22 protein-coding genes are annotated in these 23,105 nt (G+C 70.6%); 14 read left to right on the forward strand and 8 right to left on the reverse strand.

Annotated elements, in window-relative coordinates; all coding sequences use genetic code 11:
• The first annotated feature begins 152 nt into the window (after window positions 1-152).
• Window positions 153-2,240, forward strand: coding sequence for a peptidoglycan-binding protein (locus SPRI_RS36025; RefSeq protein WP_053556606.1), 2,088 nt, complete (start codon window positions 153-155; stop codon window positions 2,238-2,240).
• Window positions 2,240-4,096 (forward strand): PhoX family protein, encoded by a 1,857-nt coding sequence (locus SPRI_RS36030; protein ID WP_053556605.1) that lies wholly within the window; start codon window positions 2,240-2,242, stop codon window positions 4,094-4,096. The genes SPRI_RS36025 and SPRI_RS36030 overlap by 1 nt, the downstream gene beginning before the upstream one ends.
• Before the next feature lie 63 nt (window positions 4,097-4,159).
• Here the strand turns inward: SPRI_RS36030 and SPRI_RS36035 are convergent, their stop codons facing one another.
• A complete protein-coding gene (locus tag SPRI_RS36035) occupies window positions 4,160-4,546 on the reverse strand; it encodes a VOC family protein (protein WP_005322101.1) in 387 nt (128 codons plus the stop codon).
• Window positions 4,547-4,853: 307 nt separating this feature from the next.
• Complete coding sequence (locus SPRI_RS36040; protein ID WP_005322104.1) at window positions 4,854-5,057, reverse strand: cold-shock protein; 204 nt, start codon at window positions 5,055-5,057, stop codon at window positions 4,854-4,856.
• A gap of 526 nt (window positions 5,058-5,583) precedes the next feature.
• On the opposite strand from SPRI_RS36040, the gene SPRI_RS36045 reads away from it, so the two are divergent.
• Together SPRI_RS36045 and SPRI_RS38660 are read left to right on the forward strand one after the other, a co-directional pair.
• The gene (locus SPRI_RS36045) at window positions 5,584-6,624 is read left to right on the forward strand and encodes a phosphotransferase family protein (RefSeq protein WP_234020480.1); all 1,041 of its coding nucleotides are present in this window, start codon (window positions 5,584-5,586) and stop codon (window positions 6,622-6,624) included.
• Window positions 6,625-6,658: 34 nt separating this feature from the next.
• Window positions 6,659-6,823: a hypothetical protein gene (locus SPRI_RS38660; protein ID WP_158685257.1), complete on the forward strand. Its 165-nt coding sequence runs from the start codon at window positions 6,659-6,661 to the stop codon at window positions 6,821-6,823.
• A 112-nt stretch (window positions 6,824-6,935) separates the two neighbouring features.
• Here SPRI_RS38660 and SPRI_RS36050 read toward each other — a convergent pair whose 3' ends face one another.
• Window positions 6,936-7,550, reverse strand: coding sequence for a dihydrofolate reductase family protein (locus tag SPRI_RS36050; protein ID WP_037775668.1), 615 nt, complete (start codon window positions 7,548-7,550; stop codon window positions 6,936-6,938).
• Between the two features lie 235 nt (window positions 7,551-7,785).
• Window positions 7,786-8,802 carry a LacI family DNA-binding transcriptional regulator gene (locus SPRI_RS36055; protein ID WP_005322109.1) on the reverse strand — a complete coding sequence of 339 codons (1,017 nt, stop codon included), beginning with the start codon at window positions 8,800-8,802 and terminating at the stop codon, window positions 7,786-7,788.
• A 283-nt stretch (window positions 8,803-9,085) separates the two neighbouring features.
• Between SPRI_RS36055 and SPRI_RS36060 the strand changes: the two genes are divergently transcribed.
• The 4 genes from SPRI_RS36060 (at window position 9,086) to SPRI_RS36075 (ending at window position 14,162) form a co-directional block, all read left to right on the forward strand.
• Window positions 9,086-10,402 carry an ABC transporter substrate-binding protein gene (locus tag SPRI_RS36060; RefSeq protein WP_005322111.1) on the forward strand — a complete coding sequence of 439 codons (1,317 nt, stop codon included), beginning with the start codon at window positions 9,086-9,088 and terminating at the stop codon, window positions 10,400-10,402.
• A 261-nt stretch (window positions 10,403-10,663) separates the two neighbouring features.
• The gene (locus SPRI_RS36065) at window positions 10,664-11,686 is read left to right on the forward strand and encodes a carbohydrate ABC transporter permease (RefSeq protein WP_005322114.1); all 1,023 of its coding nucleotides are present in this window, start codon (window positions 10,664-10,666) and stop codon (window positions 11,684-11,686) included.
• Window positions 11,683-12,606: a carbohydrate ABC transporter permease gene (locus SPRI_RS36070; protein ID WP_005322116.1), complete on the forward strand. Its 924-nt coding sequence runs from the start codon at window positions 11,683-11,685 to the stop codon at window positions 12,604-12,606. Before SPRI_RS36065 ends, SPRI_RS36070 begins: the two co-directional genes overlap by 4 nt.
• A gap of 107 nt (window positions 12,607-12,713) precedes the next feature.
• Window positions 12,714-14,162 carry a GH1 family beta-glucosidase gene (locus SPRI_RS36075; protein WP_005322118.1) on the forward strand — a complete coding sequence of 483 codons (1,449 nt, stop codon included), beginning with the start codon at window positions 12,714-12,716 and terminating at the stop codon, window positions 14,160-14,162.
• 369 nt (window positions 14,163-14,531) lie between these two features.
• Here the strand turns inward: SPRI_RS36075 and SPRI_RS36080 are convergent, their stop codons facing one another.
• Entirely contained in the window at window positions 14,532-15,677 is a 1,146-nt protein-coding gene (locus SPRI_RS36080) for a glutathione-independent formaldehyde dehydrogenase (RefSeq protein ID WP_005322120.1), read from the reverse strand.
• A gap of 260 nt (window positions 15,678-15,937) precedes the next feature.
• Here SPRI_RS36080 and SPRI_RS36085 point away from each other — a divergent pair, with 260 nt between their 5' ends.
• The 3 genes from SPRI_RS36085 (at window position 15,938) to glpK (ending at window position 18,638) form a co-directional block, all read left to right on the forward strand.
• Complete coding sequence (locus SPRI_RS36085) at window positions 15,938-16,129, forward strand: hypothetical protein (protein ID WP_005322122.1); 192 nt, start codon at window positions 15,938-15,940, stop codon at window positions 16,127-16,129.
• Between the two features lie 129 nt (window positions 16,130-16,258).
• Entirely contained in the window at window positions 16,259-17,089 is an 831-nt protein-coding gene (locus SPRI_RS36090) for an MIP/aquaporin family protein (RefSeq protein WP_005322124.1), read from the forward strand.
• 34 nt (window positions 17,090-17,123) lie between these two features.
• Window positions 17,124-18,638: a glycerol kinase GlpK gene (gene glpK, locus SPRI_RS36095; RefSeq protein WP_005322127.1), complete on the forward strand. Its 1,515-nt coding sequence runs from the start codon at window positions 17,124-17,126 to the stop codon at window positions 18,636-18,638.
• Between the two features lie 96 nt (window positions 18,639-18,734).
• On the opposite strand, the gene SPRI_RS36100 is transcribed toward glpK, so the two are convergent.
• Both SPRI_RS36100 and SPRI_RS36105 read right to left on the reverse strand, forming a co-directional pair.
• Window positions 18,735-18,947 (reverse strand): DUF6207 family protein, encoded by a 213-nt coding sequence (locus SPRI_RS36100; protein WP_005322128.1) that lies wholly within the window; start codon window positions 18,945-18,947, stop codon window positions 18,735-18,737.
• Between the two features lie 276 nt (window positions 18,948-19,223).
• Entirely contained in the window at window positions 19,224-20,549 is a 1,326-nt protein-coding gene (locus tag SPRI_RS36105; protein ID WP_005322130.1) for a hypothetical protein, read from the reverse strand.
• 226 nt (window positions 20,550-20,775) lie between these two features.
• Between SPRI_RS36105 and SPRI_RS36110 the strand changes: the two genes are divergently transcribed.
• The 3 genes from SPRI_RS36110 to SPRI_RS36120 all read left to right on the forward strand — a co-directional run bounded on the left by SPRI_RS36110 (window position 20,776) and on the right by SPRI_RS36120 (window position 22,231).
• Window positions 20,776-21,369 (forward strand): hypothetical protein, encoded by a 594-nt coding sequence (locus tag SPRI_RS36110; RefSeq protein ID WP_005322132.1) that lies wholly within the window; start codon window positions 20,776-20,778, stop codon window positions 21,367-21,369.
• A gap of 39 nt (window positions 21,370-21,408) precedes the next feature.
• Window positions 21,409-21,597 carry a hypothetical protein gene (locus SPRI_RS36115; protein WP_005322133.1) on the forward strand — a complete coding sequence of 63 codons (189 nt, stop codon included), beginning with the start codon at window positions 21,409-21,411 and terminating at the stop codon, window positions 21,595-21,597.
• An 82-nt stretch (window positions 21,598-21,679) separates the two neighbouring features.
• Entirely contained in the window at window positions 21,680-22,231 is a 552-nt protein-coding gene (locus tag SPRI_RS36120; protein WP_005322141.1) for a DinB family protein, read from the forward strand.
• Between the two features lie 234 nt (window positions 22,232-22,465).
• Here the strand turns inward: SPRI_RS36120 and SPRI_RS36125 are convergent, their stop codons facing one another.
• Entirely contained in the window at window positions 22,466-22,867 is a 402-nt protein-coding gene (locus tag SPRI_RS36125) for a hypothetical protein (RefSeq protein ID WP_005322145.1), read from the reverse strand.
• Between the last annotated feature and the right edge of the window lie 238 nt (window positions 22,868-23,105).

A 23,105-nucleotide genomic window follows, 5' to 3' on the forward strand; every position in this document is an offset into this window, starting at 1 on the left:
ACCTGACCCGAACCGGCCCGGCGCCTGACCCGAACCGAACCGGCCCGACCCGGCCCGGCACGGCGCGCCCGACCCGCCCGGCGCCCGGCCTCCGCCCGCGACCGCTCCACCGCCCCGGCAAGACGCACCCTCATGGAAGGAAGCCCCGCACCATGCCGATTCACCTTCGTCCTCGATCGGACTGGGCCCAGCACGTCGCCGAGGACCCACGGATCCCCCTGCTCATGGTGCGACTCGGCAAGACCGCTGCCGGAGTCGAGAAGTACGCGGAGACAGCCACTGCGAACGAGAACTCGTGGGAGCCGTGGACCGGAGGCGTCTTCATCCACCACCGGGGGGAAGGAACGTTCCGGCCCGAATCGGAGGGCGACTGCCAGCGCGAAATAGCCCGGGCCTGGGCGAGCGGGTTCTTCGACGTCGACGACATCCACTACAACTTCCTCGTCTGCCCGCACGGGCAGATCTACGAAGGCCGGGGATACCGCAGGGCCGAAGGGAACGCCCCCGGCTACGTGAACGGTGTCGGCCGCAACACCGGCTTCTATTCGATCTGCGGCCTTCTCCGCTCGCAGGACGCCCCCGCCAAGGCCATGCGGGATTCGATCAAGAACCTGATCTGGCATCTGCGGGCCGAGGTATCGGCCTCGAAGAGAGCCGGCGGCCTCCTGCTGCCCCACTCACTGGGCTACGACACGGAGTGCCCCGGAAACCTCACCTCGTACGCGGCCGCCCGCTCCGAAATGGACCCCGGCATGCCCGTGGCCGGCAAGGAACCGGACGGCCTGCAGATCATCTCCCGCAGCCAGTGGGGAGCCCGCCCGCCCCGCGACGAGGACCGCGTCACACCGTCGCAGCGCACAGGATTCGCCGTCCACTACTCGGCCGGTCCGACCTCCCAGACACCCCGGGCCATCCAGAACTACCACATGGACGGCAACGGCTGGTGGGACATCGGCTACAACTTCCTGGTCGACCGGTCCGGCCGGATCTTCGAGGGACGCGGCTGGATGACCGTCGGCGCACACGCGAAGGACTACAACACCAGCCACTTCGGCGTGTGCTTCATCGGGCGGGACGGCGACGCCACCCAGGCGGCCAAGAACTCCATACGCAGCCTCTACTTCAAGGCCAACGACTACGCCGGGAAGACACTCACCAGGACCTATCACAGCGCGATCGGCTCCACCCAGTGCCCCGGCAACGACCTGCGGACCTGGGTCCGCAACGGCATGCCCGGCACCACCTACCCCATCGTCGGCGGCTCGCCCGTCTACAACGGCGAACCCCCGGGCGACGGCTCCGCCGGCGGCCTCACCGACGTACGCTCTATCGCCTCGCAGCAGCGAGCCGTCAACGGCCTCGGATACACACCCCCGTTGGACGTCGACGGCCTCTTCGGCCCGCTCACCAACACCGGCGTCAAGTGGCTGCAGACCAAGGTCGGCGTCAGCGCCGACGGCCTGTGGGGCCCGTTGACCGAGGCGGCCTACGTCGCGTACAACGGCGGCGGCGGATCGGACGGCGGCCTGACGACGATCCGCACCGCCGCCGCGCAGCAGCGTGCGGTCAACGGCCTCGGATACACACCCCCGTTGGACGTCGACGGCGTCTTCGGCCCCCTGACCGAGTCCGGCGTCAAGTGGCTGCAGACCAAGGTCGGCGTCGGCGCCGACGGCCTGTGGGGCCCCGCCACCGAAGCCGCCTACGTGGCCCACACGGGCGGGTCGGCCAACGCCGACGGCGGACTGACCACCATCCGCTCGGTCACCGCCCAGCAGTACGCCGTCAACGGCCTCGGCCACACGCCGAAGCTGGACGTCGACGGCCTCTTCGGCCCGAGGACCGAGGCCGGCGTCAAGTGGCTGCAGACCAAGGTCGGCGTCGACCCCGACGGCCTGTGGGGCCCCGCCACCGAAGCCGCCTACGACCGCTACGAGGGCGGCGCCGGACTGACGGTGGACGGCACCTTCGGCCCGGCCACCGTCACCGCACTGCAGTACGCGATCGGCGCCAGTGCCGACGGCGTATGGGGACCGGAATCCAAGCGCGCCCTGCAGCAGCACCTCAACACCTGGGCCGACGCCGGCCTGATCGTCGACGGCGACACCGGCCCGGCCACGGTGAAGGCCATGCAACGCCACCTCAACACCATGACCGGCGCCGGCCTGACCGTCGACGGCGACTGGGGCACGGGCACGACCAAGGCCCTGCAAACCGCACTCAACCAGGGGAGATTCTGATGAGGGACGACCGCCACGCCGACGCGGACACCGCCCGCCCCGACGCAACGGGCCCCTCCAGACGGAACATCGTCGCCGGCGGAGCCCTCGCCGCCGCCGGACTGCTCGTCCTCGGCGCCCCGCAAGCAGCTGCCGCGCCATCGGCCGGCCGGTCCGCCACGGCACGCCGGCCCCTGGCGCCCTTCACCGCCGTGGCCGCGAGCGAGTCGGACACGGTCACCGTCCCCACGGGCTGCACCGCGACCGTCCTCGCACCCTGGGGCCGCCCGATCCGCGCGTCCGGACCACGGTGGCGGACCGACGCCGGCGACACGGCTGCCGAGCAGGCCCAGCAGGTCGGCAGCCACCACCACGGCGTGCAGTTCTTCCCCCTGGCCGACGGAGCGGCAGGCAACCGGCACGGACTGCTGGTGATCGGCCACGAGGCCACCGACCCCGACCTGCTGGGCGGCGGAGCCGACAAGGCGATCGCCGCCCAGGGCCTCACCGTGCTCGAGGTGCGCCGGTCCGCCGGGACCTGGCAGGCGGTGGACTCGGCCCGCAACCGGCGTGTCACCGGCGACACACCCGTGCGGTTCTCCGGCCCGGTGGCCGTCGACGGCAGACCGCGCGGCGTGCTGGCCTGCAGCGGCCACGGCATCACCCCCTGGGGCACCTACCTGGCGGCCGAAGAGAACGTCAACGCCGCATTCGGCACCGACGACCCCCACTGGCGACGCGACGAACAGCACGTGCGCTACGGCCTGTCCGCCAACGGCTTCGGCCACCCCTGGCACCACTTCGATGCGCGGTTCGACCTGGCCGCCCCCGAAGCGAGACCGGAGGAATTCGGCTGGATCGTGGAACTGGACCCCCACGACCCCTCCGCCCTGCCCGTCAAACGGACCGCCCTCGGACGCTTCGCCCACGGCAGCGCCACCGTGACCGAGACCGCCGGACGCCTGGTGCTCCACAGCACCGACGCCGAGGACGGCGGACACCTCTACAAGTTCGTCAGCTCGGACAACTGGCGCCGGCTGCGCGACCTCGGCAGGAGCCCGCTCGACCACGGCACCCTCTACGCGGCGAGGATCTCACCCGACGGCACCGGCCGGTGGCTGCCCCTCACCCACGGCCACGGCCCACTGACCCGCGCCAACGGCTGGCACGACCAGGCCGACGTCCTGGTACGAGCCCGGACGGCCGCGGACGCCCTGGGCGCCACCCCCCTCGCCCGGCCCGAACGGGTCGCCGTCAGCCCGCTCGACGGCCGGGTCTACCTGGCACTCGCCAACAGCACCGGAAGCTCCCCGTGCGCCGGCGAAGCCGCGAACGGCACCACGCACACGCCGTGCGCGCGGAGCGCCGACCCCTACGGCCGCGTCATCCGCTGGCGCGAGAGCGAAGCAACACCGGACAGGGACGGGGACGGCGCGACGCCGCTCTCCTTCCACTGGGAGGAGTTCCTCACCCCCGACGACCCCGCCCTGAGGGCCGACGGCGCGTTCGCCGCCCCCAAAGGCCTGTGGTTCGGCGCGGACGGCACACTCTGGATCTCCACCGGCGTCTCCGGCCACACGCTGAACGGCCCCGACGACATCCACCGGACGGCCGGGAACAACGCCCTGCTGGCCGCCGACCCCACCACCAAGGAGGTCCGCCGTTTCCTCACCGCCCCACGCGGCGCCGAGGTCACCGGCGTCACCAGCACCCCGGACGGACAGACACTGTTCGTCAACATCCAGCACCCGGGGGAGCGCACGGCACGCTGGGGCGCCCCCGGCCCGGACAACCCCCGCGCCGTCAGCAACTGGCCGGACCACAGCAGGAACGGCCGCCCGCGCTCCGCCACCGTCGCCGTGCACCGCACCACCTGAACCACCGGCACGCGGAACGCCTCCCCGGCCCGCCGACCCTGACACCACCCCGGCCCGGGACCTTCAGGGGCGGTAACGCAAGGGATGGTTCTCGGGTACCTCCACGACAGCGATACGCACCCCGTCCGGGTCCGCGATCCACATCTCGATCAGCCCCCAGGGCTCCATCACGGGAGCACGCAGCACCTCCACCCCGGCTGCCCGCAGCTCCTCGAACGCCGCCTGCACGTCCTCGACCTGCAGCCACAGCCCAAGGCCCGGCGCCGGCGGGTTCTCGGAGCGCCCCGAGACCTCCAGGAACCCGCCGCCCAGGAAATAGACCGTGCCCCGCTCCGGCCCCGTCCCGAACTCGCGACTGACGGCGAGCCCCAACGCCCCGCCGTAGAAGGCGCGGGAACGGTCCGGATCCGTCGGACGCAGCAAAACCCTGCTGCCGAGTACATGCACCATGCCTGGGAACCTACGGCGTCCCCGCCCCGCCGGGCCGGTGATTCCACTCGCGCCGCGAACTGCTCTCACCCACCGGGCGCAGACCCCGGTGGCCGGCGCCCCGGCCCGCGCGGACGAGCCGGCAACCGGCCCCCGTGGAGCCGGGGAAGTGGAGCACCGCATCGGTCACCGAGGTCATCACGACACAGCGGCAGGCGGAGGCACGCCGGCACACTCCGGCCCCGGCAGCCGGCCGACCCGGTACCCGCTCTTCACCGACTGGGCGCGGGCGGACCGCTGACGGCCAGGAGCGGCGGCGGAAGGGTGGTCAGGCGGGTGTGACGTTCTCCGCCTGGGGCCCCTTGGGCCCCTGTGTCACGTCGAACTGCACCTTCTGCCCCTCGAACAGCTCACGGAATCCGGTACTGGCGATGGCCGAGTAATGGACGAACACGTCCGGCCCGCCGCCGTCCTGCTCGATGAAGCCGAAGCCCTTCTCCGGGTTGAACCACTTCACGGTGCCGGTGGCCATGGCGATCTCCTTGTTCCATACGAAAAACGACTCCCGCGCATCCTGCGGGTGCCATGGTGAGATCGTCTTCGCCTCGCGCGCCCATGCGACGCAGACACGCCCACGCGAGGACACAAAGGTGCCCACGACGCGGAACCGAGGAACAGAGCGCACTGGGGTGCCGGCGCGGGATCGCAGGCGCCGGCGACGCTCCCGCACACGGGCCGGGAGCAGGCCACCACGACGGCGACGCGCGGGATCGCCGCACCTGCCCACGAAGCGCTTCGACACGGAGGAAAGCCCTGGTGCCGCCCCGTCGGCCCTGAAAAACTGTCAACCGCTTCCTGCAGTGGCCGGTTGAAGCGACTCGATGGACGGAGGGTCACGTGCGGCACAACGGTGCCTGTACCGCACAACGCGCACAAAGTCGGTCCGCGACACTCCGGTCGCCCCGGGCCCGACGGCCCCCGATACCCGGGCCCCTACGGGCGCGCAGCGCCGCCGCCCATGCCCGCCCGGCCGGGCACGTACCAGTCGGCGGTGCGCGGTGAACGCCCCCGCCAAGCCCTCCGGCACCACCTACGAACGCGCCGTGCACAGGCTCCGTCGCGCGCTCGGCCCGGTCGACGTGGCCGGCGGACGGGCACTGACCGGCGGCCTCTACAACTGCGTCCACCTGTTCGAACTCGCGGACGGCCGACGCCTCGTGCTCAAGTCCGCACCCTCGGCGGAAGCCCCCGCGCTCACCCATGAACGGCAGCTGCTGGGCACCGAGACGATCTTCCATCGTCTCGCCGCCACCAAGGGCGTAAGCGTCCCCACGGTCCTCCACTACGAACCCGCCGGTCCCGACGACCCCGGCGAATGGCTCCTGCTCGACTTCCTCGCGGACAGCACGTGGAGCGAGGTGGGGGAGGATCTGCCCGCCGACGGACGGCCCGCACTCCGCCACCGACTGGGTTCGGCCCTCGCCCGCACCGCCACCGCCACCGGCCCCCGGTTCGGCTACCCCCAACCCGTACCCGGACTGCAGGGAGACACCTGGCTGGAGGCCTTCACCGGCATGATGCACGCCGTCCTGAAGGACGCGTCCCGCTTCGGCTCACCGCTGCCCGCCGCCACCGACACGCTCGCCGCCCTCCCTGACCGCTTCGCAGACGCACTCGACGAGGTGAGCCGTCCCGCGCTCGTCCACTTCGACGCCTGGGAGGGCAACGTGATCCTCACCCGGGACGGGGACGGCGGATGGCGGTTCGGCGGCCTCATCGACGGGGAGCGCGCCTTCTTCGGTGACCCGCTGGCAGAACTCGTCGGCCTCGACCCGCTCGGCGCAGCCGAGGACGACCCCGACCTGATGGCCGGCTACCGCTCCGTCACCTCCGACCTGCCGACCACCACCCCCGCCGCCCGCAGCCGGCTCGCGCTCTACCGGATCTATCTCGCACTGATCATGCGCGTCGAAAGCATCCCGCGCGCATACGGCCCGGAACACTCCGCATGGCTTCGGTCCTGGTCCACCGAACGCATCACTCAGCAACTGGCCGTACTGGACCGACTCGCGGCCGGCCAGCGGCTGCCGAGCCCGTGACGGGCAGCGCAGCAACCCGTGCACCCGGTCCGACATGGGCCTCACCCTCCGCCCCGCCGAGGCCGGCCCCTGGCTTCAGCTGGGCAACTGGCCCGTGCTCTTTGACACGGCATCACCGCTCCCCAGCGACATGGACGGATCCTGGGTGGAGATCAGCGTCGAAGCAGACCACGTCGCCGTACACCCGTACCGGACCTGACACCACAAGATCAGCGGCAAGACCAATTCGTCCGCATCCGGCGGCCGGTGGCCACCTGCAGGCTCGCGGTGGACACCCGCAACCGGACGGCAAGTTCACGCGAACGACGTCCTCACAGCACGTCGTAGGTCAGATGCGTCGCGGTCGATGTCGACGTCACGCTGCGCTGCACCAGCGCCCGCCGCGCCACGCCCGTGAACAGCGGCGTCCCTGCGCCCAGTACGACGGGCGCGAGGTGCAGCGTCAGCTCGTCGACCAGCCCGGCGTCGAGCGCCGAGGCGACCGTGGCGCCGCCGCCCATGAGGACGACGTCGAGGTCCTTGCCGCTGTCCGACGACGCCGCCTCGGCCCGCTCGCGCGCGGCGGCGACGGCGTCGGGCAGACCGGTGGTGACGAACGTCCAGTCGAGGCCGGTGAGCCGCACCGACTCCGGCGGCGAGCTCGTCACGACGACGAACGCGGGCTTGCCGACCTCGCCGGCGCCGTAGCCGGTCGTGTCGTCCCAGCCGTTCGGCCCGTCGACCACGTCGAAGAGCCGGCGGCCGAGGACGACGGCGCCCGAGCGGACGGTCGCCTCGCGCAGGACCCGCCGGTCGTCGGGGTCGTCGGAGAACGCCCAGGTGTGCAGGGCCTCGCCGCCGGTGCCCAAACCATTGTCCGGGCCGGGGTCGGGGCCGGTGACGAATCCGTCGAGTGAGACCGAGATGTCAGCGATGATCCGAGTCATACAGGACAGACCCGATCCGCCGCACCGACTCATCGCTCACGCGAAGACCACCCGCGACGTGCGCCCCGCCACCGCGACGTGCCGCCTCCACCGCCCTCGACGTGCCCGCCCCGGCCGCGCCCGGCGAACCGCGCCCACCCAGGCCGCGCCGCCCCGGCCGCGCCCGACGGAGCGTGCCACGGCGAACCGCGCCCACCCCGCCCGGCCAAGGCCCACCCCCTGGCCGGGCCCGGACTCACGTGGAGTCGCGGACGACAAGCTCCGTGGGCAGGACGACATGCTGCCGAGGGGCGTCGGGATCGACGATCTCGGCCAGCAGGATCCTGGCGATGGTCCGCCCGATCTCCTCCACCGGCTGCCGCACCGTCGTCAGCGGAGGGTCGGTGTGCCGGGCGATGAAGGAGTCGTCGAAGCCGATCACCGCCACGTCCTGCGGAATGCGCCGGCCCTGCGCGCGCAGCTCGGTCATCGCGCCGACCGCCATCACGTCGGACGCCGCGAAGACGGCATCGAGACCAGGGACCCGTTCAAGAAGCGAACGCATCGCCTGCCTGCCGCCCTCCTCGGTGAAGTCGGCCGCGGCGACCAGGTGTTCACCGGAGTCCCGGCCCGCCGCGTCCAGGGCCTCGCGCCAGCCGCGCAGACGGCTCCGGCCGACGTCCATGTCGAGCGGGCCGGTGATCGTGGTGATGGTTTCCCGGCCCCGTTCCACCAGGTGCCGCACCGCGGCGGCCGCCCCGCCGACGTTGTCGGAGTGGGCGTGGCTCAGTGACTCGGCGGGGGAGCGGCGCCCGGCGAGCACCGTCGGCAGCCCCATGTCCTCGAGGAGACCCGGCAGCGGGTCCCGCTCGTGCACCGAGACCAGCAGGACGCCGTCCACCCGGCGCGCGGCGACCGAGTCGGTGAGCTGGTCCTGCTCGCCCTTGTCCCGTACGAGAACCAGCTGGAGCTGGGTGCGGGTGTCGGCCAGGCCGGTGCTGACGCCTCGGATGACCGCGGAGAAGTAGGGCTCGGAGCCCAGCCGGCTCTCCGACTCCGGGATCACCAGGGCGATCGAGTCGGTCCGGCTGGTGACCAGGCCCCGGGCGACGGAGTTGGGCACGTACCCCAGCTCCGAGATCGCCGCCAGGACCGCGTCCCTCGCCTCGTCGCTGACGAGCGGCGAACCGTTGATGACCCGCGAAACCGTCGTCCGGCCGACACCGGCCCGCGCGGCCACGGTCTTGATGGTCGGCCGCCGGCTGCCCCCCATGGCTCCTCCCTCGTCGATCGGCGTGATGCGCCGCCAGGCAGCGCATTGTGCCAGAAGTCGTCGCTGTCCCCGGCGGCCCGTCCGGACCGCCCGCAGGTGTACGTCGCGAGACGAACTGGTTTCAAGTTCTTGACAGGCATGCAGCAGGGCCGCCAGTCTTCGTGCACCTTGGTGGGCACGTTCCCATCGTACGTTGGGAACGTGCCCACCAGTGAATCGGGCCGCTCGGCGGGCCACCAGGTCCGCATTCCGGTGCGTCGGCACCGTCGCTGGGGAGGACACCATGAGCAGGAATCAGAAGCTGTTGCGTACAAGAATTACGGGCGCTGTCTCCGCAGTTGCCGCTCTCGGCCTGATCGTCGGCTGCAGCGGCGGCGGCGGTGACTCCGGCACCGGCGGCGGCGTCAAGGACGGCAAGGTCACCATCACCATGGGCCTCTTCGGCGTCATGGGGTACAAGGAGACCGGTCTGCTGGACCGCTACATGAAGGAGAACCCGAACGTCACGATCAAGGCCGAGGTGGCCGGTGACGAGCAGACCTACTACACGGCCCTGCAGACCCACCTGGCGGCCGGCAGCGGCCTGAAGGACATCCAGGGCATAGAGATCGGGCGGGCCAAGGAGCTCGTCGACACCCAGGCGGACAAGTTCGTCGACCTCGCCGGCGTACCCGGCATCGACCACTACCTGCCCTGGAAGCTCAGCCAGGTCACCACCCCGGACAAGAAGCTCATCGGGCTCGGCACCGACATCGGCCCGATGGCCGTCTGCTACCGCAAGGACCTGTTCGAGCAGGCCGGACTGCCCACGGACCGCAACGAGGTCGCCAAGCTGTGGGCGGGCGACTGGTCGAAGTACGTCCAGGCGGGCAAGGACTTCAAGGCCGGCTTCAAGGGCGACGGCGTCGCCTTCATGGACAGCGCCAGCGGCCTGTTCAACGCGATGATCTACGGCAACTCCGAGCAGTTCTACGACAAGGACGGAAAGCTGATCTACCGCGACAGCCCCACCGTCACCGGAGCGTGGGACCTCGCCTCGCAGGCCGCGACCTCGGGACTGACCGCCAAACTGCGCCAGTTCCAGCCCGGATGGGACCCGGGCCTGGCCAACAGCACCTTCGCCACCACCGTCTGCCCGGCGTGGATGCTCGGCCACATCACGGAGAAGGCCGGACCGAAGAACAAGGGCAAGTGGGACGTCGCCAAGGCCCCGAAGGGCGCCAACTGGGGCGGCTCCTTCCTCGGCGTGATGGAGCAGAGCCCCGTCAAGGAAGAGGCCAAGAAGCTGGTCGCCTGGCTGACCGCGCCCGAGCAGCAGGAGTTCGTCTTCCAGAAGCTCGGCAACTTCCCCTCCTCGCAGAAGGCGCTGACGTCGCCGGCCGTGACCGGGGCGAAGCAGGAGTACTTCGGCAACGCGCCCATCGGCGAGATCTTCGGCGCCGCGGCCCAGGAGATCCCCGACGAGCAGGTCCTCGGACGCAAGGACGGCACGATCAAGGACATCTTCTCGCAGGGCCTGACGCTGATCGAGTCCCAGAACAAGAGCCCGGAAGAGGCCTGGAAGACCACGGACGAGCGGATCGAGAAGGCCACCGGCTGAGTCCGCCCCCCTCCACCCCGGTGACCGCGCCGCCCGGTCGGGCACGCGGTCACCGGGACCCTGGGGCCCCTCGTTCGGATCTTGCCGGGCCCGCGTGCCCCGGCACCGCACCTCGCTGCGTTGCCGGCAGTCGCCGACGCTCCGCGGGACTCCCTGCTCCGCCTTGCGATGCACGGCACCGGACCCCGCTCGCTGATCCGGCCTGATCCGAACGACAGACCCCGGCCCTCCACCTCCAGGCCTCACAGGAAGGCTGTCCCCGTGGCCGCTTCCACCCCCGTCGCGCCGGCCGGCGGACCCGCCGGCAAGCACCCGGCGCCCGGCGCACCCGAAGACAGCGCGCCCCCGCGCCGGCGCGCCCTGCTCCACCGGCTGGACGTGCGCGGCGCGCCCTACGCCTTCGTCGCCCCGTTCTTCATCGTCTTCGCCGCCTTCAGCTTCTACCCGCTGGTCTACACCTCGTGGATCTCCCTGCACCGCGTCGAGCTCGCCACCATGAACGTCATGGAGTGGGTGGCGTTCGACAACTACGTCGCGCTGTGGGAGGACGAACGCTTCTGGAACGCCGTCGGCAACACCATCACCCTCGGCGTGATCTCCACCGTGCCGCAGCTGCTGATGGCCCTCGGTCTCGCCCACCTGCTCAACTACCGTATGCGCGGCTCGACCTTCTTCCGGGTCGCCGCCCTCACCCCGTACGCCACCTCCGTCGGCGCGGCCGCGCTCGTGTTCACCATGCTCTTCGAACGCGACTTCGGCATGATCAACTGGATGCTGGGCCTGTTCGGCTTCGACAACGTCGACTTCGAGAACAACAAGTGGGCCGCCCAGATCGCCATCTCGACGATCGTGATCTGGCGGTGGACCGGCTACAACGCACTGCTCTACCTCGCCGCCATGCAGGCCGTCCCGCGCGAGCGCTACGAAGCGGCCGCCATCGACGGCGCCTCACGCTGGCAGCAGTTCCTCACCGTCACCGTCCCCGGCATCCGCTCCACCATCGTCTTCACCATCGTGCTGTCGACGATCGGCGCGACCCAGCTGTTCGGCGAGCCCCTGATCTTCGGACAGGGCCCCAACGGCATCACCGGCGGCGCCGACAACCAGTACCAGACCCTCGGACTGCTGCTCTACGAGGAGGGCTGGAAGAACTACCAGATGGGCCGGGCCGCGACCGTCGCGTGGGTGATGTTCCTCCTGCTGGTCCTCGTGTTCGTCATCCAGCGCGTCGTCAGGCGCGCCGCGTCCCGCAGGTCCGCACCGACCAGGAGCACCGCATCATGACCACCGACAGCCTCCCGGCCCGGGCCGAGCCCAGGCCCGGTGACGTGCAGAAATCGACCGGCCGGACACGCCGCCGCCCGACGCTGCGCATACGGGCCGGCCGTCAGCACCACGCGGGCCCGCTCGCCTACGTGCTCCTCGCGATCGCGGCCCTCACCTCGCTCTTCCCGCTGTACTGGACGATGGTGGCGGCCTCGACCGACAACACGCGCGTCACCCAGACACCGCCGCCGCTGCTGCCCGGGCCGAACCTGTTCGAGAACCTGGCCCGGGCCTGGGACGAGGCCGCCATGGGCAAGGCGATGATCAACAGCCTGATCGTCGCCGGCTGCATCGCCCTGGCCACGGTGCTCTTCGCCACCCTGGCCGGGTTCGCCTTCGCCAAGCTGCGGTTCAAGGCACGCAACGTCCTGCTGATGCTGGTCATCGGCACGATGATGGTGCCGCCCCAACTCAGCGTCGTACCGCTGTTCATGATGATGAGCGACCTGGGCTGGGGGCAGAAACTGCCCGCCGTCATCTTCCCCACCCTGGTCAGCGCCGTCGGCGTGTTCTTCATGCGCCAGTACCTCGCCGAGGCCCTGCCCGACGAACTCGTCGAGGCGGGCCGGGTGGACGGCGCCCACTCGCTCCGCATCTTCTGGAGCATCGTTCTGCCGATCGCCAGGCCCGCGATGTCGGTCCTGTTCATGATCACATTCGTGCACGCCTGGAACGACTTCTTCTGGCCGTTCATCGCCCTGGACATGAGCAACCCGACGGTCCCCGTCGCGCTCACCCAGCTCAGCGCCGGATACATCCGCGACCAGTCACTGATCATGGCCGGCGCCCTCCTGGGCACACTGCCGCTCCTGGCGATGTTCGTCGTCTTCGGCCGGCAGATCGTCGGCGGCATCATGCAGGGCGCCGTCAAGGGCTGAGCCCCGTCAAGGCGTTGAACACCCTCGAGCGCCTTCGAGCGCCGACGAGCCCTCTCCCTTCTCCTCACCCCTCCTCACTTCCTCTCCCGCTCACCGGAAGGACCCCCGTGACCACCGCAACCCGGCACGTCGCCCCCGCCGCCCAGGCGCCCGCCACCCGCACCTTCCCGCAGGGCTTCCTGTGGGGCACGGCGACCGCCGCGTACCAGATCGAGGGAGCAGCCGCGCTGGACGGCCGCACCCCTTCCATCTGGGACACCTACGCCCGCACCCCGGGCAAGGTCCGCAACGGCGACACCGGCGACATCGCCACCGACCACTACCACCGCTGGCGCGAGGACGTCGCCATCATGGCCGACCTCGGCGTCGGCGCCTACCGGTTCTCCATCGCCTGGCCGCGCGTACAGCCCACCGGCCGCGGCCCGGCGGTACAGAAGGGACTGGACTTCTACCGCCGCCTCACCGACGAACTGCTCGACAAGGGCATCCAGCCCGTCGCCACCCTCTACCACTGGGACCTGCCGCAGGAACTCGAGGACGCCGGCGGCTGGCCCGAGCGGGCCACCGCCGACCGGTTCGCCCAGTACGCCGCACTCGCCGCCGACGCCCTGGGCGACCGGGTGCACACCTGGACCACGCTCAACGAGCCCTGGTGCAGCGCCTTCCTCGGCTACGGCTCCGGTGTGCACGCACCCGGCCGCACCGAGCCGGTCGCCGCCCTGCGCGCCGCCCACCACCTCAACCTCGCGCACGGCAAGGCGGTCCAGGCACTGCGCGCCAACCTGCCCGCCGCCGCGCAGGTGTCCGTCACCCTCAACATCCACCACGTCCGCCCGCTCACCACGGCGGAGCCCGACGTGGACGCCGCGCGCCGCATCGACGCCCTCGCCAACCGCGTCTTCACCGGACCGATGTTCGAGGGCGCCTACCCCGCCGACCTGCTGCGCGACACGGCCCACCTCACGGACTGGTCCTTCGTACGCGACGGCGACACCGCCGACATCAAGCAGCGGCTCGACTTCCTGGGCGTCAACTACTACACACCCACACTGGTCTCCGCCGCCGCCGACGGCACACACCACGGCTCCGACGGCCACGGCAGAAGCGACCACAGCCCCTGGCCGGGCGCCGACAACGTGGCCTTCCACCTCCCGCCCGGCAACACCACCGCCATGGGCTGGGCCGTCGACCCGACCGGCATGCACGACCTCCTGCTGCGCCTGAGCGCCGACCTGCCCGGCACACCCCTGGTGATCACCGAGAACGGCGCGGCCTTCGACGACTACGTCGACCCGAGCGGCGAGGTCCGCGACCCGGACCGGATCGCCTACCTCCACGGCCACCTCACCGCGGTCCACCAGGCGATCGAGGCGGGCGTGGACGTACGCGGCTACTTCCTCTGGTCCCTCCTCGACAACTTCGAGTGGGGCTACGGCTACAGCAAGCGCTTCGGCACGATCTACGTCGACTACCCCACGGGCAAGCGCATCCCCAAGGCAAGCTCACGCTGGTACGCGAACCTGGCACGCACCAGCACACTCACTCCCCTCGACTGACCCCGGCCCCGCCACGGGCCCCGCTGCCAAGCACCGGGGCCCTGGCACCCGCCCGCCCGACGCCCGCGGACCACGCTCCTCACCTCTCCTGCCGGACCACCAGCGGCGCTGGACGTGCTGCTCGAGGCTCTCGGCATCGGCAGGGAAGCCGTCACCTTCCGCGGCGAGGACAACACGGCCGGACAGGCGCCCGCCTCCACGACCTCACCGGGCCACGCAACGCACCGAACCGCTCACCAGCTGTCACCACCCAGCCCATCGGCCGCTCAGCAAGCCGCTGCGCCACCCACGGGAGACCACCACCGGCCGCACGGCCCCGGCCGGGGGCGGCCCCGCCGCGCCCCGGCCGGTCGGCCGTCCCGGATCAGGTCACCGGTTCGGGTGCAGGACGACCTTGGTGTAGCCCTCGACGCGCTTGTCGAACTTCTCGTACGCCGACGGTGCCTCGTCGAGCGACAGCTCGTGCGACACGACGAAGCCGGGCCGCGCCCGGCCCTCGATGATCATGTCGCGCAGCTGCCGGTTGTAGCGCTTGACGTTGCACTGGCCGGTGCCCAGGCGCAGTCCCTTCTCGAAGAGCCTGCCGATCGCCACGAGCAGCATGCCCTTCTTGGCCTGCTCGTCCGGCCCGCCGGGGTCGGCCGGCACGTACAGGCCAGGGATGCCGAGCGCTCCGGTCGGCCGGACCGTCTCGACGAGCGAGTTCAGGACGGTCGCCGGCTCCTCGCGCTCCTCGCCGCGTGCCTGGGACTGGGCCTGGTAGCCCACCGCGTCGATGCCCTTGTCGGTGCCTTCTCCCGCGGTCTGGTCCTTGATCTGCTCCACCGGACTGCCCTCGGTGAAGTTGACCGGGATCGCGCCGATCTCTTCGGCCTTCTGCAGCCGCTCGGTCACCCGGTCGACGACGAACACCTTCTTGGCGCCGCGCAGCATCGCGGAGTAGGCGGCCATCAGCCCGACGGGCCCGCCGCCGTACACCGCCACGCTCTCGCCCGGACGGACGTCGGCCAGCTCGTTGCCGTGGTAACCGGTGGGGAAGATGTCGGCGAGCAGGACGAAGTCGCTCTCGTGGGCGTCGCCCTCCGGGAGCTTCAGGCAGTTGAAGTCGGCATACGGCACCCGCACGTACTCGGCCTGGCCTCCGCTGTACGGCCCCATCGCGACGTAGCCGTACGCACCGCCGGCGAATCCGGGGTTCACGGTCACGCAGAAGCCCGTGAAGCCGGCCGTGCAGTTCTTGCAGAATCCGCAGGCGACGTTGAAGGGCATGACCACCCGGTCACCCGGCTTGAGGGACGACACGCCGTCCCCGGTCTCCTCGATGATCCCGAGGTTCTCGTGGCCGAAGACGATGCCCGGCTCGGCGGCGGTGCGGCCCTCGTACATGTGCAGGTCGGAACCGCAGATCGCTGTCGACGTCACGCGGACGATCACGTCGTTCGGGTGTTGGATCCCGGGCTTCTCCACTTGCTCGACCGCTACTTCGAACGGCCCCTTGTAGACGACGGCCTTCATGCTCACGCACCTCCGCTCGGCACTGCTGCTTTGCGTGCCTTCGTGCCTTCGTGCCTTCGTGCCTTCGTGCATTCGTGCTCCATCTCATGGTCCGCCCGTTGTTCCGCATGGGACAAATTGGCTACTGTCATTGCGTATGCGTGTATGCGCGGATTGCGCAAGCCGGGGACGAAACCCCCGGAAGACCAGCGGAAACACCAAGAAACCCGCGCGGAAACCCATAGAGGACCGCAGAGACCCGCAGAAAGAGAACCCGAACAGTGATACGACGCCTCGGAACCCTGCTCGTCCCCGTGTCCGGACTGTCCGGCACCACCTACCCGCCGGGAACCGCCGTGTCGATCAACGGCCGCGGGTCGGCCGTCGACGGTTTCGTCGACGGGGACTGGCTCCCCCTCGCCTGGTGGGAATTCGCCGAGAACCGCGGCGAGGACACCGCCGTCGAAGGCTGACCCGCCGCCCGCCTCCCCGCCGCAGGCTCCCCGGAGAGCCCACCCGAGATGCCGACCGCGCCCCTGCGGGAGAGCATGGCCGGGACGCGGCCGTAATCGGCCCGACCATCTGGGCGGGAGGCGCAGAACATGCCGGAACCGACGTCCAAGTCACGTCTCATCGGTGAACTCTCTGCCGAGTTCGCCGGCACCATGATCCTCATCCTCATCGGATGCGGTGTCGTCGCACAGGTCGTCGCAGGCGGTGCGCTGACCGACGGCGCACTGGGCGACCACGACAGCATCGCCTGGGCCTGGGGCCTGGGCGTCGTCCTGGGCGTCTACGTGGCGGCAAGGATCAGCGGCGCCCACATCAACCCCGCGGTGACCCTCGCCCTGGCGGCCTTCAAAGGCTTCCCGTGGCGCAAGGTCCTGCCGTACGCCCTGGCCCAGACCGCGGGCGCCTTCGTGGCCGCCCTGCTGGTGCGCTGGAACTACAGCGAGGTGCTGGCCAAGGCCGACCCCGGCCACACCGACAAGACGGAGATCGTCTTCTCCACCCTGCCGGGCAACGGCGGACTCCCGATCAGCCAGTTCGGCGCCTTCCGTGACCAGATCATCGGCACCGCCCTGCTGGTACTGCTCGTCTTCGCCGTCACCGACCTGCTCAACACACCGCCGGGCGCGAATCTCGCCCCCTTCATCATCGGCCTGATCGTCGTCGCCATCGGCATGGCCTGGGGAACCAACGCCGGCTACGCGATCAACCCCGCCCGTGACCTCGGACCCCGCCTGGCGGCATTCCTGACGGGCTACGGAGGCGCCTGGCGAGATCAGTACGGCGACCTCTACTTCTGGGTGCCCATCGCCGGCCCCCTGATCGGCGGCCTGGTCGGAGCGCTGCTCTACCGCCTGCTGATCAGCCGCTTCCTGCCCGTCGCCGAACAGGAACCCGGCCGGGTGCCCGCGCCGGACAAGTGACCGGACGAGTGACCGGACGAGTGAGAGGCCAGCCATGCCCGAGTTCGTCGGTGCGGTGGACCAAGGCACCACCAGCACCCGCTTCATGATCTTCGACCACGACGGCAACGAGGTCGCACGCCACCAGCTCGAACACGAACAGATCTTCCCGCGCTCCGGCTGGGTCGAACACGACCCCGTGGAAATCTGGGAACGCACCAACTCCACGATGCAGAACGCCGTCCGGCAAGGCGCCCTGTCCGCAGCCGATCTGGCGGCCATCGGAATCACCAACCAGCGTGAGACCACCGTCATCTGGGACCCCCACACCGGCCAGCCCCACTACAACGCCATCGTCTGGCAGGACACCCGCACCGACTCCATAGCCGCCGCCCTCGAGCGGGAACACGGAGAACTCATCCGGCGCAAGACAGGCCTGCCGCCGGCGACCTACTTCTCCGGCGGCAAGATCAAATGGATCCTGGAGAACGTCGACGGCGTCCGCCAGGCCGCAGAGAACGGCCGGGCCGTCTTCGGCAACACCGACGCCTGGGTCCTGTGGAACCTCACCGGCGGCCCCAACGGCGGCATCCACGCCACGGACGTCACCAACGCCAGCCGGACCATGCTGATGAACCTCGAGACCCTCGACTGGGACGACGAACTCCTCGACATCTTCGGCATCCCACGCGCCATGCTCCCGGCCATCAACCCCTCCTCGCACCCCGAGGCGTTCGGGACCACCCGCACCACCCGCCCGCTGCGCACCGCCGTACCCATCACCGGCGTCCTCGGGGACCAGCAGGCGGCCACCGTCGGCCAGGTCTGCTTCCGCCCCGGCGAAGCCAAGAACACCTACGGCACCGGAAACTTCCTGGTCCTCAACACGGGCACGGAGATCGTCCGGTCCCGCAGCGGCCTGCTGACCACACTGGCCTACCAGTTCGGCGACGAACCGGCCGTGTACGCGCTGGAAGGATCCATCGCCGTCACCGGCTCCGCCGTCCAGTGGCTCCGCGACCAGATGCACATCATCAGCTCCTCCTCCGAGGTGGAGGCACTGGCCCGACAGGCACAGGACAACGGCGGCATCTACTTCGTCCCCGCCTTCTCCGGCCTGTTCGCCCCGTACTGGCGCTCCGACGCCCGCGGCGCCATCGTCGGCCTCGCCCGCTTCCACACCAACGCACACCTGGCCCGAGCGACCCTCGAAGCCATCTGCTACCAGAGCCGCGACGTCGCCGAAGCGATGGCACAGGACTCCGGCGTCGCCCTCGACGTCCTGCGGGTCGACGGCGGCGTCACCGCCAACGACCTGTGCATGCAGATCCAGGCCGATGTCCTCGGCGTACCGGTCAGCCGCCCCGTCGTGGCCGAGACCACCGCCCTCGGCGCCGCCTACGCGGCCGGACTCGCCACCGGCTTCTGGCAGAACACCGACGAACTCCGCTCCCACTGGCACGAGTCCAAGCGGTGGGAGCCCCAATGGAGCGACGAGGAACGGGAAAAGGGCTACGCGGGCTGGAAGAAGGCCGTGGAACGCAGCCTCGACTGGGTCGACGTCGAATAACCGAACCGGACGACGGAGCGCCTGCGAAATGCCACCACGCCAAGAGGGCACCCGGCCGGCGATCAGGCCGGGCTGCCCTCGGCTCGCCGGACGAGGCTAGGCCGGCGGATCGGGACGGCGGCGTACGTCCGCGTACACGCGCGCTCTGACTCCCGCCTCACCCGGCGTGCGCCATACCGGCGTGACACCGGAGGTGACCCACTGCTGCTGGAGACCGTCCAACACGGCGCGGACGGTGTCCTCGTCGGCGGCAGTGATGTCCAGGACCACGAGACCCGGCTCGGCGATGTTCTGCTCATCGATCTGCATGCCGGTCCCGACGGCTGCGTCAGGCCGTCCGGTTCGCCGGCCGGAGCAGAAGCATCCGTACGAGGGAGCCCCGTCGGCGACTCACCGGGGCTCCGGTCGCGCGAACCGCACCCGGGGCCGTAGACAGGGAGGAGCAGCTGCGTCCGCCGACAGGACCGGGCGGGCTGCGCCCCGGTCCGGGGAGCCGTGCCGTCCCGAGCGGCACGGCTCCCCGCCGGGACACAGCGCCCTCACCCCCACCACGCCCAGCTCCCCACCACAGATGAACGGCGTGGCTCAGCGCCCGACGCCCGCCCCGTAAAGATCGAGCGTCCCCATGTCGTTGCAGCTCACATCGCGCAGCCCGCACTCCTCACCCGGGTTCCGCACCCCGTCCGCGCGCAACTGGGCGACCACCAGGCGCGCGGCCCGTTCGGCGGACTCCTCGGCCGCCTCAGGGAATCGGGCACTCCACTGCCAACGTTCGCGGTGCTGCCAGCCGATCTCCCGCATCGCCGCCGCCTTCTCGGCGGAGTCCTCCTCGGCACGGTCCGCACGGTAGGCCCGCAGACCCTCCTCGGGATCGAACCCGAGCCGCACGCTGTCACGGCCGTTGTGGGTGATCACAAAACCCGTCCAGTTCAGACCGACCTGCGGCGGCAGGTGCTCCACGAACGAACCCAGCAACACCGTGAGCGCATCCTGCAGGTGGTCCAGGCTCGGTGCCAGCCGGCCACCCGGAAACACGTCGGGCCCCCACCCCGGACCGCCGCGGTCCAGCTGCCACAGATACGGCAGGTGCCGGAAGTCCGACGGCTCGTCCGCGCTCCACGGCCCGCCCCACTTGAACGTGCGGTGCTCCTCCTCCTCCGACTCCCCGGTGTCGTGCACCTCCAGCACCACACCCGCGCGGTCCCCGGTGAGAAGCAGCAACCGCCGCTCGTTCCGCCACCGCACTCCCGGCCCCTCGGCCGAACCACCGTGCAGCGTGGGAAGACCGATACGGCCGACAACAGCGTCGTAGACCTCACCGAACGCCGCCCTGCGCCGGGCGAGCGTCGCGCCGGGCCCGTAGGACAGCACCCGCTCCCGCTCACCGGGCCTGCCACCGTCGTGCAACGCCTCGGCGATCTCCGCCGCGGCACCATGCAGCGGCGAGAGGGGGTGCACCGCAAGCCGGCTGGCCCGCCGGCTGCTCTGGAAGATCACGGTGTGGCGCTCCCCGCGCCAGCGCAGCCCGGGGGCACCACCGCAGTCCTCGTACCGCACCGGCTCGCCGACCCCCGCAAGCGCCTCCGCGAGAGCGGCGATGCGAGAGGCGGCCGCACCCCCCGGCGACGGCCGGTAGGAGTGATCCAGCAGATGCACCTGCCCGTAGGTGTACCGCGTGGAGTCGAAACCGAGCTTGCCCGCCTCGAGCACCAGCTGCGTGCCGGGCCGGCCAGGAGTGACCACCACCTGGCCGTCGTACACCTTCCCCTGCTCCCACCCCGGACGGGACGCCACCAGCTCCCTGACCGTGGCCAGCTCCCAGTCACCGAAGTCCGCCTCCAGCAGCTCGGCCACCGTGTGGACGGCGTCGTCGTAAGTGTCGTGATTGTCGCGTGACGGGCTGTCAGTCATGGGCAGATCGTGGCACGCGGCACCGACACCGGCTGCGGCGGACCCCGCGATCCACCGGACGGCACACCAACCGCGTTCCGCTGCACGGTCATCCTCCGGTCGCACCACTGCGCCGGCCGTCAAGCGGAGCGCGTTCAGCCCCCAGCACGATCCTCACAGGCCCACCTGACTGGGATCTTCATGACCCAACGGGCCGAACAGCAGGCCACCCAAGCGAGGACCGCACATGCCACGACTCCTGCACGCCGACAAACCGCCACCGCCCCTCGGACGATTCCACGCCACATGGCGGACCGCCCACGAGCCCGTAGCCGGAGTGTCACGGCGCATCCAACTCCTCGCCTACGCCGTTCCGTTGGCCGTCCTTCCCTCCAGCATCTGGCGACTCCCGGCCGCGTTCGACGGCGGTCCCGGACCCGGCGAACGGGCGTACGTCGTCTCCCTGTCGATCCTGTCCGAAGCCTTCGCGTTCACCGCGATCGGCCTGATCGCCCGCTGGGGCGAGGTGTTCCCGCGCTGGATCCCGGTCCTGCGCGGCCGCCGGGTCCCGCGGACAGCAGCGGCCCTCCCCGCTGCCACCGGGGCCGTGATCCTCACCCTCCTGTTCACCCTCCTGTTCACCGTCTCCGAAATCAGGGGCACCACCATCCGAGGCGGCGACCAGCCGGCCGACTTCCCCAGCCGGGCCGGCGGCTGGGAATCCGCCTGGTTCTATATCTGCTACGCGCCGCTGACCCTGTGGGGGCCACTGCTGGCCGTGCTGACCGTCGCCTACTGGAAGCGCCGTTCCACCGCCCGGAGAAGACCCGCGACGGCATGAGGGCCGGCGTCTCGGCACACGAACCCGAAGGAGCACACCATGACCCGCGCCGCAGGGGACACCAGCGCCCACCACTACGACCGGCTCCTCGCCGAGCGCCACAGCTACCCCAAGCTGCGGCTCGCGTCCTCCTGGCTGGTCGCACAGTGCCGGACGGCGGGACTGGAGGCCCGCCACGACGCCGCAGACTCCACGGGGATGCGGGTGCTCCACGCGGTGAAACCCTGACGGGCGTTCACCCCTCCCCAACGAAACGACCGTGGCAGCCACGGCCGCACAGCACGAGCAGCGCGAACGGAGACGGGCGGACATGAGCGATCCCACCAGAAGAGCAGAACTGTTCGGCGGCGCCGACAACGATCGCCGGTTCACCGGCCCGACGACCGGCGACGAACGACTGATGCTCGTCGATGTCCTCGGCGCCCAGCGCGCCACGCTGCAGTTGAAGTGCTCCGGCCTGGGACCGGAGGTGTCCCTGCGGTCCGTGGAGCCCTCCACGCTCTCGCTCCTCGGCCTGGTCCGGCACCTCGCCGACGTCGAACGCCGCTGGTTCCGGCGGGTCCTTGCCGCCCACGACGCACCGGCCCTCTTCTCCTCGCCCGCGGACCCCGACGGAGACTTCGACGGCGCCACGGACGATCCCGGGACGGTCGCCGCGGCGTGGGAGACATGGCGGACCGAGGTGGCCTTCGCCGAACGGTTCGTCACCGAGGCCCCCGACCTGGACGTCGAAGGAGAGGACCCCTGGCGCGGCACGGTGTCGCTGCGCTGGGTACTCATCCACATGATCGAGGAGTACGCCCGCCACAACGGCCACGCCGACCTGCTCCGCGAACGCATCGACGGAGCGGCCGGCCTATGACCCCACAGCCATGCCCCCTCCGGCCCCGTGGAGCCCGGCTCCTGCATGCCCAGGAGCTCACCCGCAAGCACATCAAGCCCGCGCGGGCGCGCACGCGATCCAGCTCACCGAACCACTCAAGGGCGTAGAGACCTTCGAGCCCGACCGGCAGCTGAAACTCACACAACCGCGGCCTCACCCGTCCCCAGAAACGGACATCAACTCGCGACCCCCACCGAGGGCCGTTTCACCCCGTCAGGATTCTCCAGGTTTCTCAAAGCGGTTGAAGCCGGCGAGGCGGGGCGAGACGGAGAAGGGGAACGAGCCGCCGTCGGGAGTCTTGAGAGCCGCCACGATGTCCGCGTCCGGATGGCCGAATACCTCGAAGTGCTGCACGGTGCAGTGCTCCATAACCTCCCGGATGTACGGGTCAGACAGCCGCCAGTGGGTGCGGATGGAATCGGAGTCCCGGTAGAGCTGGAAGCTGTACGCCAGCATCCGCTCCTCATCGACGAAGACCTCCACCATGAGCTGGGGGCCGTTCTCTTGAGCAAATGCCACCGCGCGCGCGATGGCGTGCCGAAAGCCGTCGAGCCGGCCGTCGGTGATGCGCATGGTGTTGCGGAAAAGAATGGTGCCACTGTTTGTGATCTCCATACCCCGAGTGTCGTACCTCATCCGAACTTGAGGTCAAGAGCCTGTTCCGCCGGCGCTCGTTCGCTCCCCGGACGAGCTGACCGGACTGGTCGGTCCGCACACGGACTCCTTGGAGAGCACCTCTGAGCTTCCTCAAATGCGCCGTCACACGGTGGCATGCGGGGGACGCTGACTTCGAACCAAGCAATGAGCCTGCGGTTGTCCGCAGGCCCCTGAGGGCTGAGACGAGGTGGCACCA

Source organism: Streptomyces pristinaespiralis (assembly GCF_001278075.1).
Lineage (GTDB): Bacteria > Actinomycetota > Actinomycetes > Streptomycetales > Streptomycetaceae > Streptomyces > Streptomyces pristinaespiralis.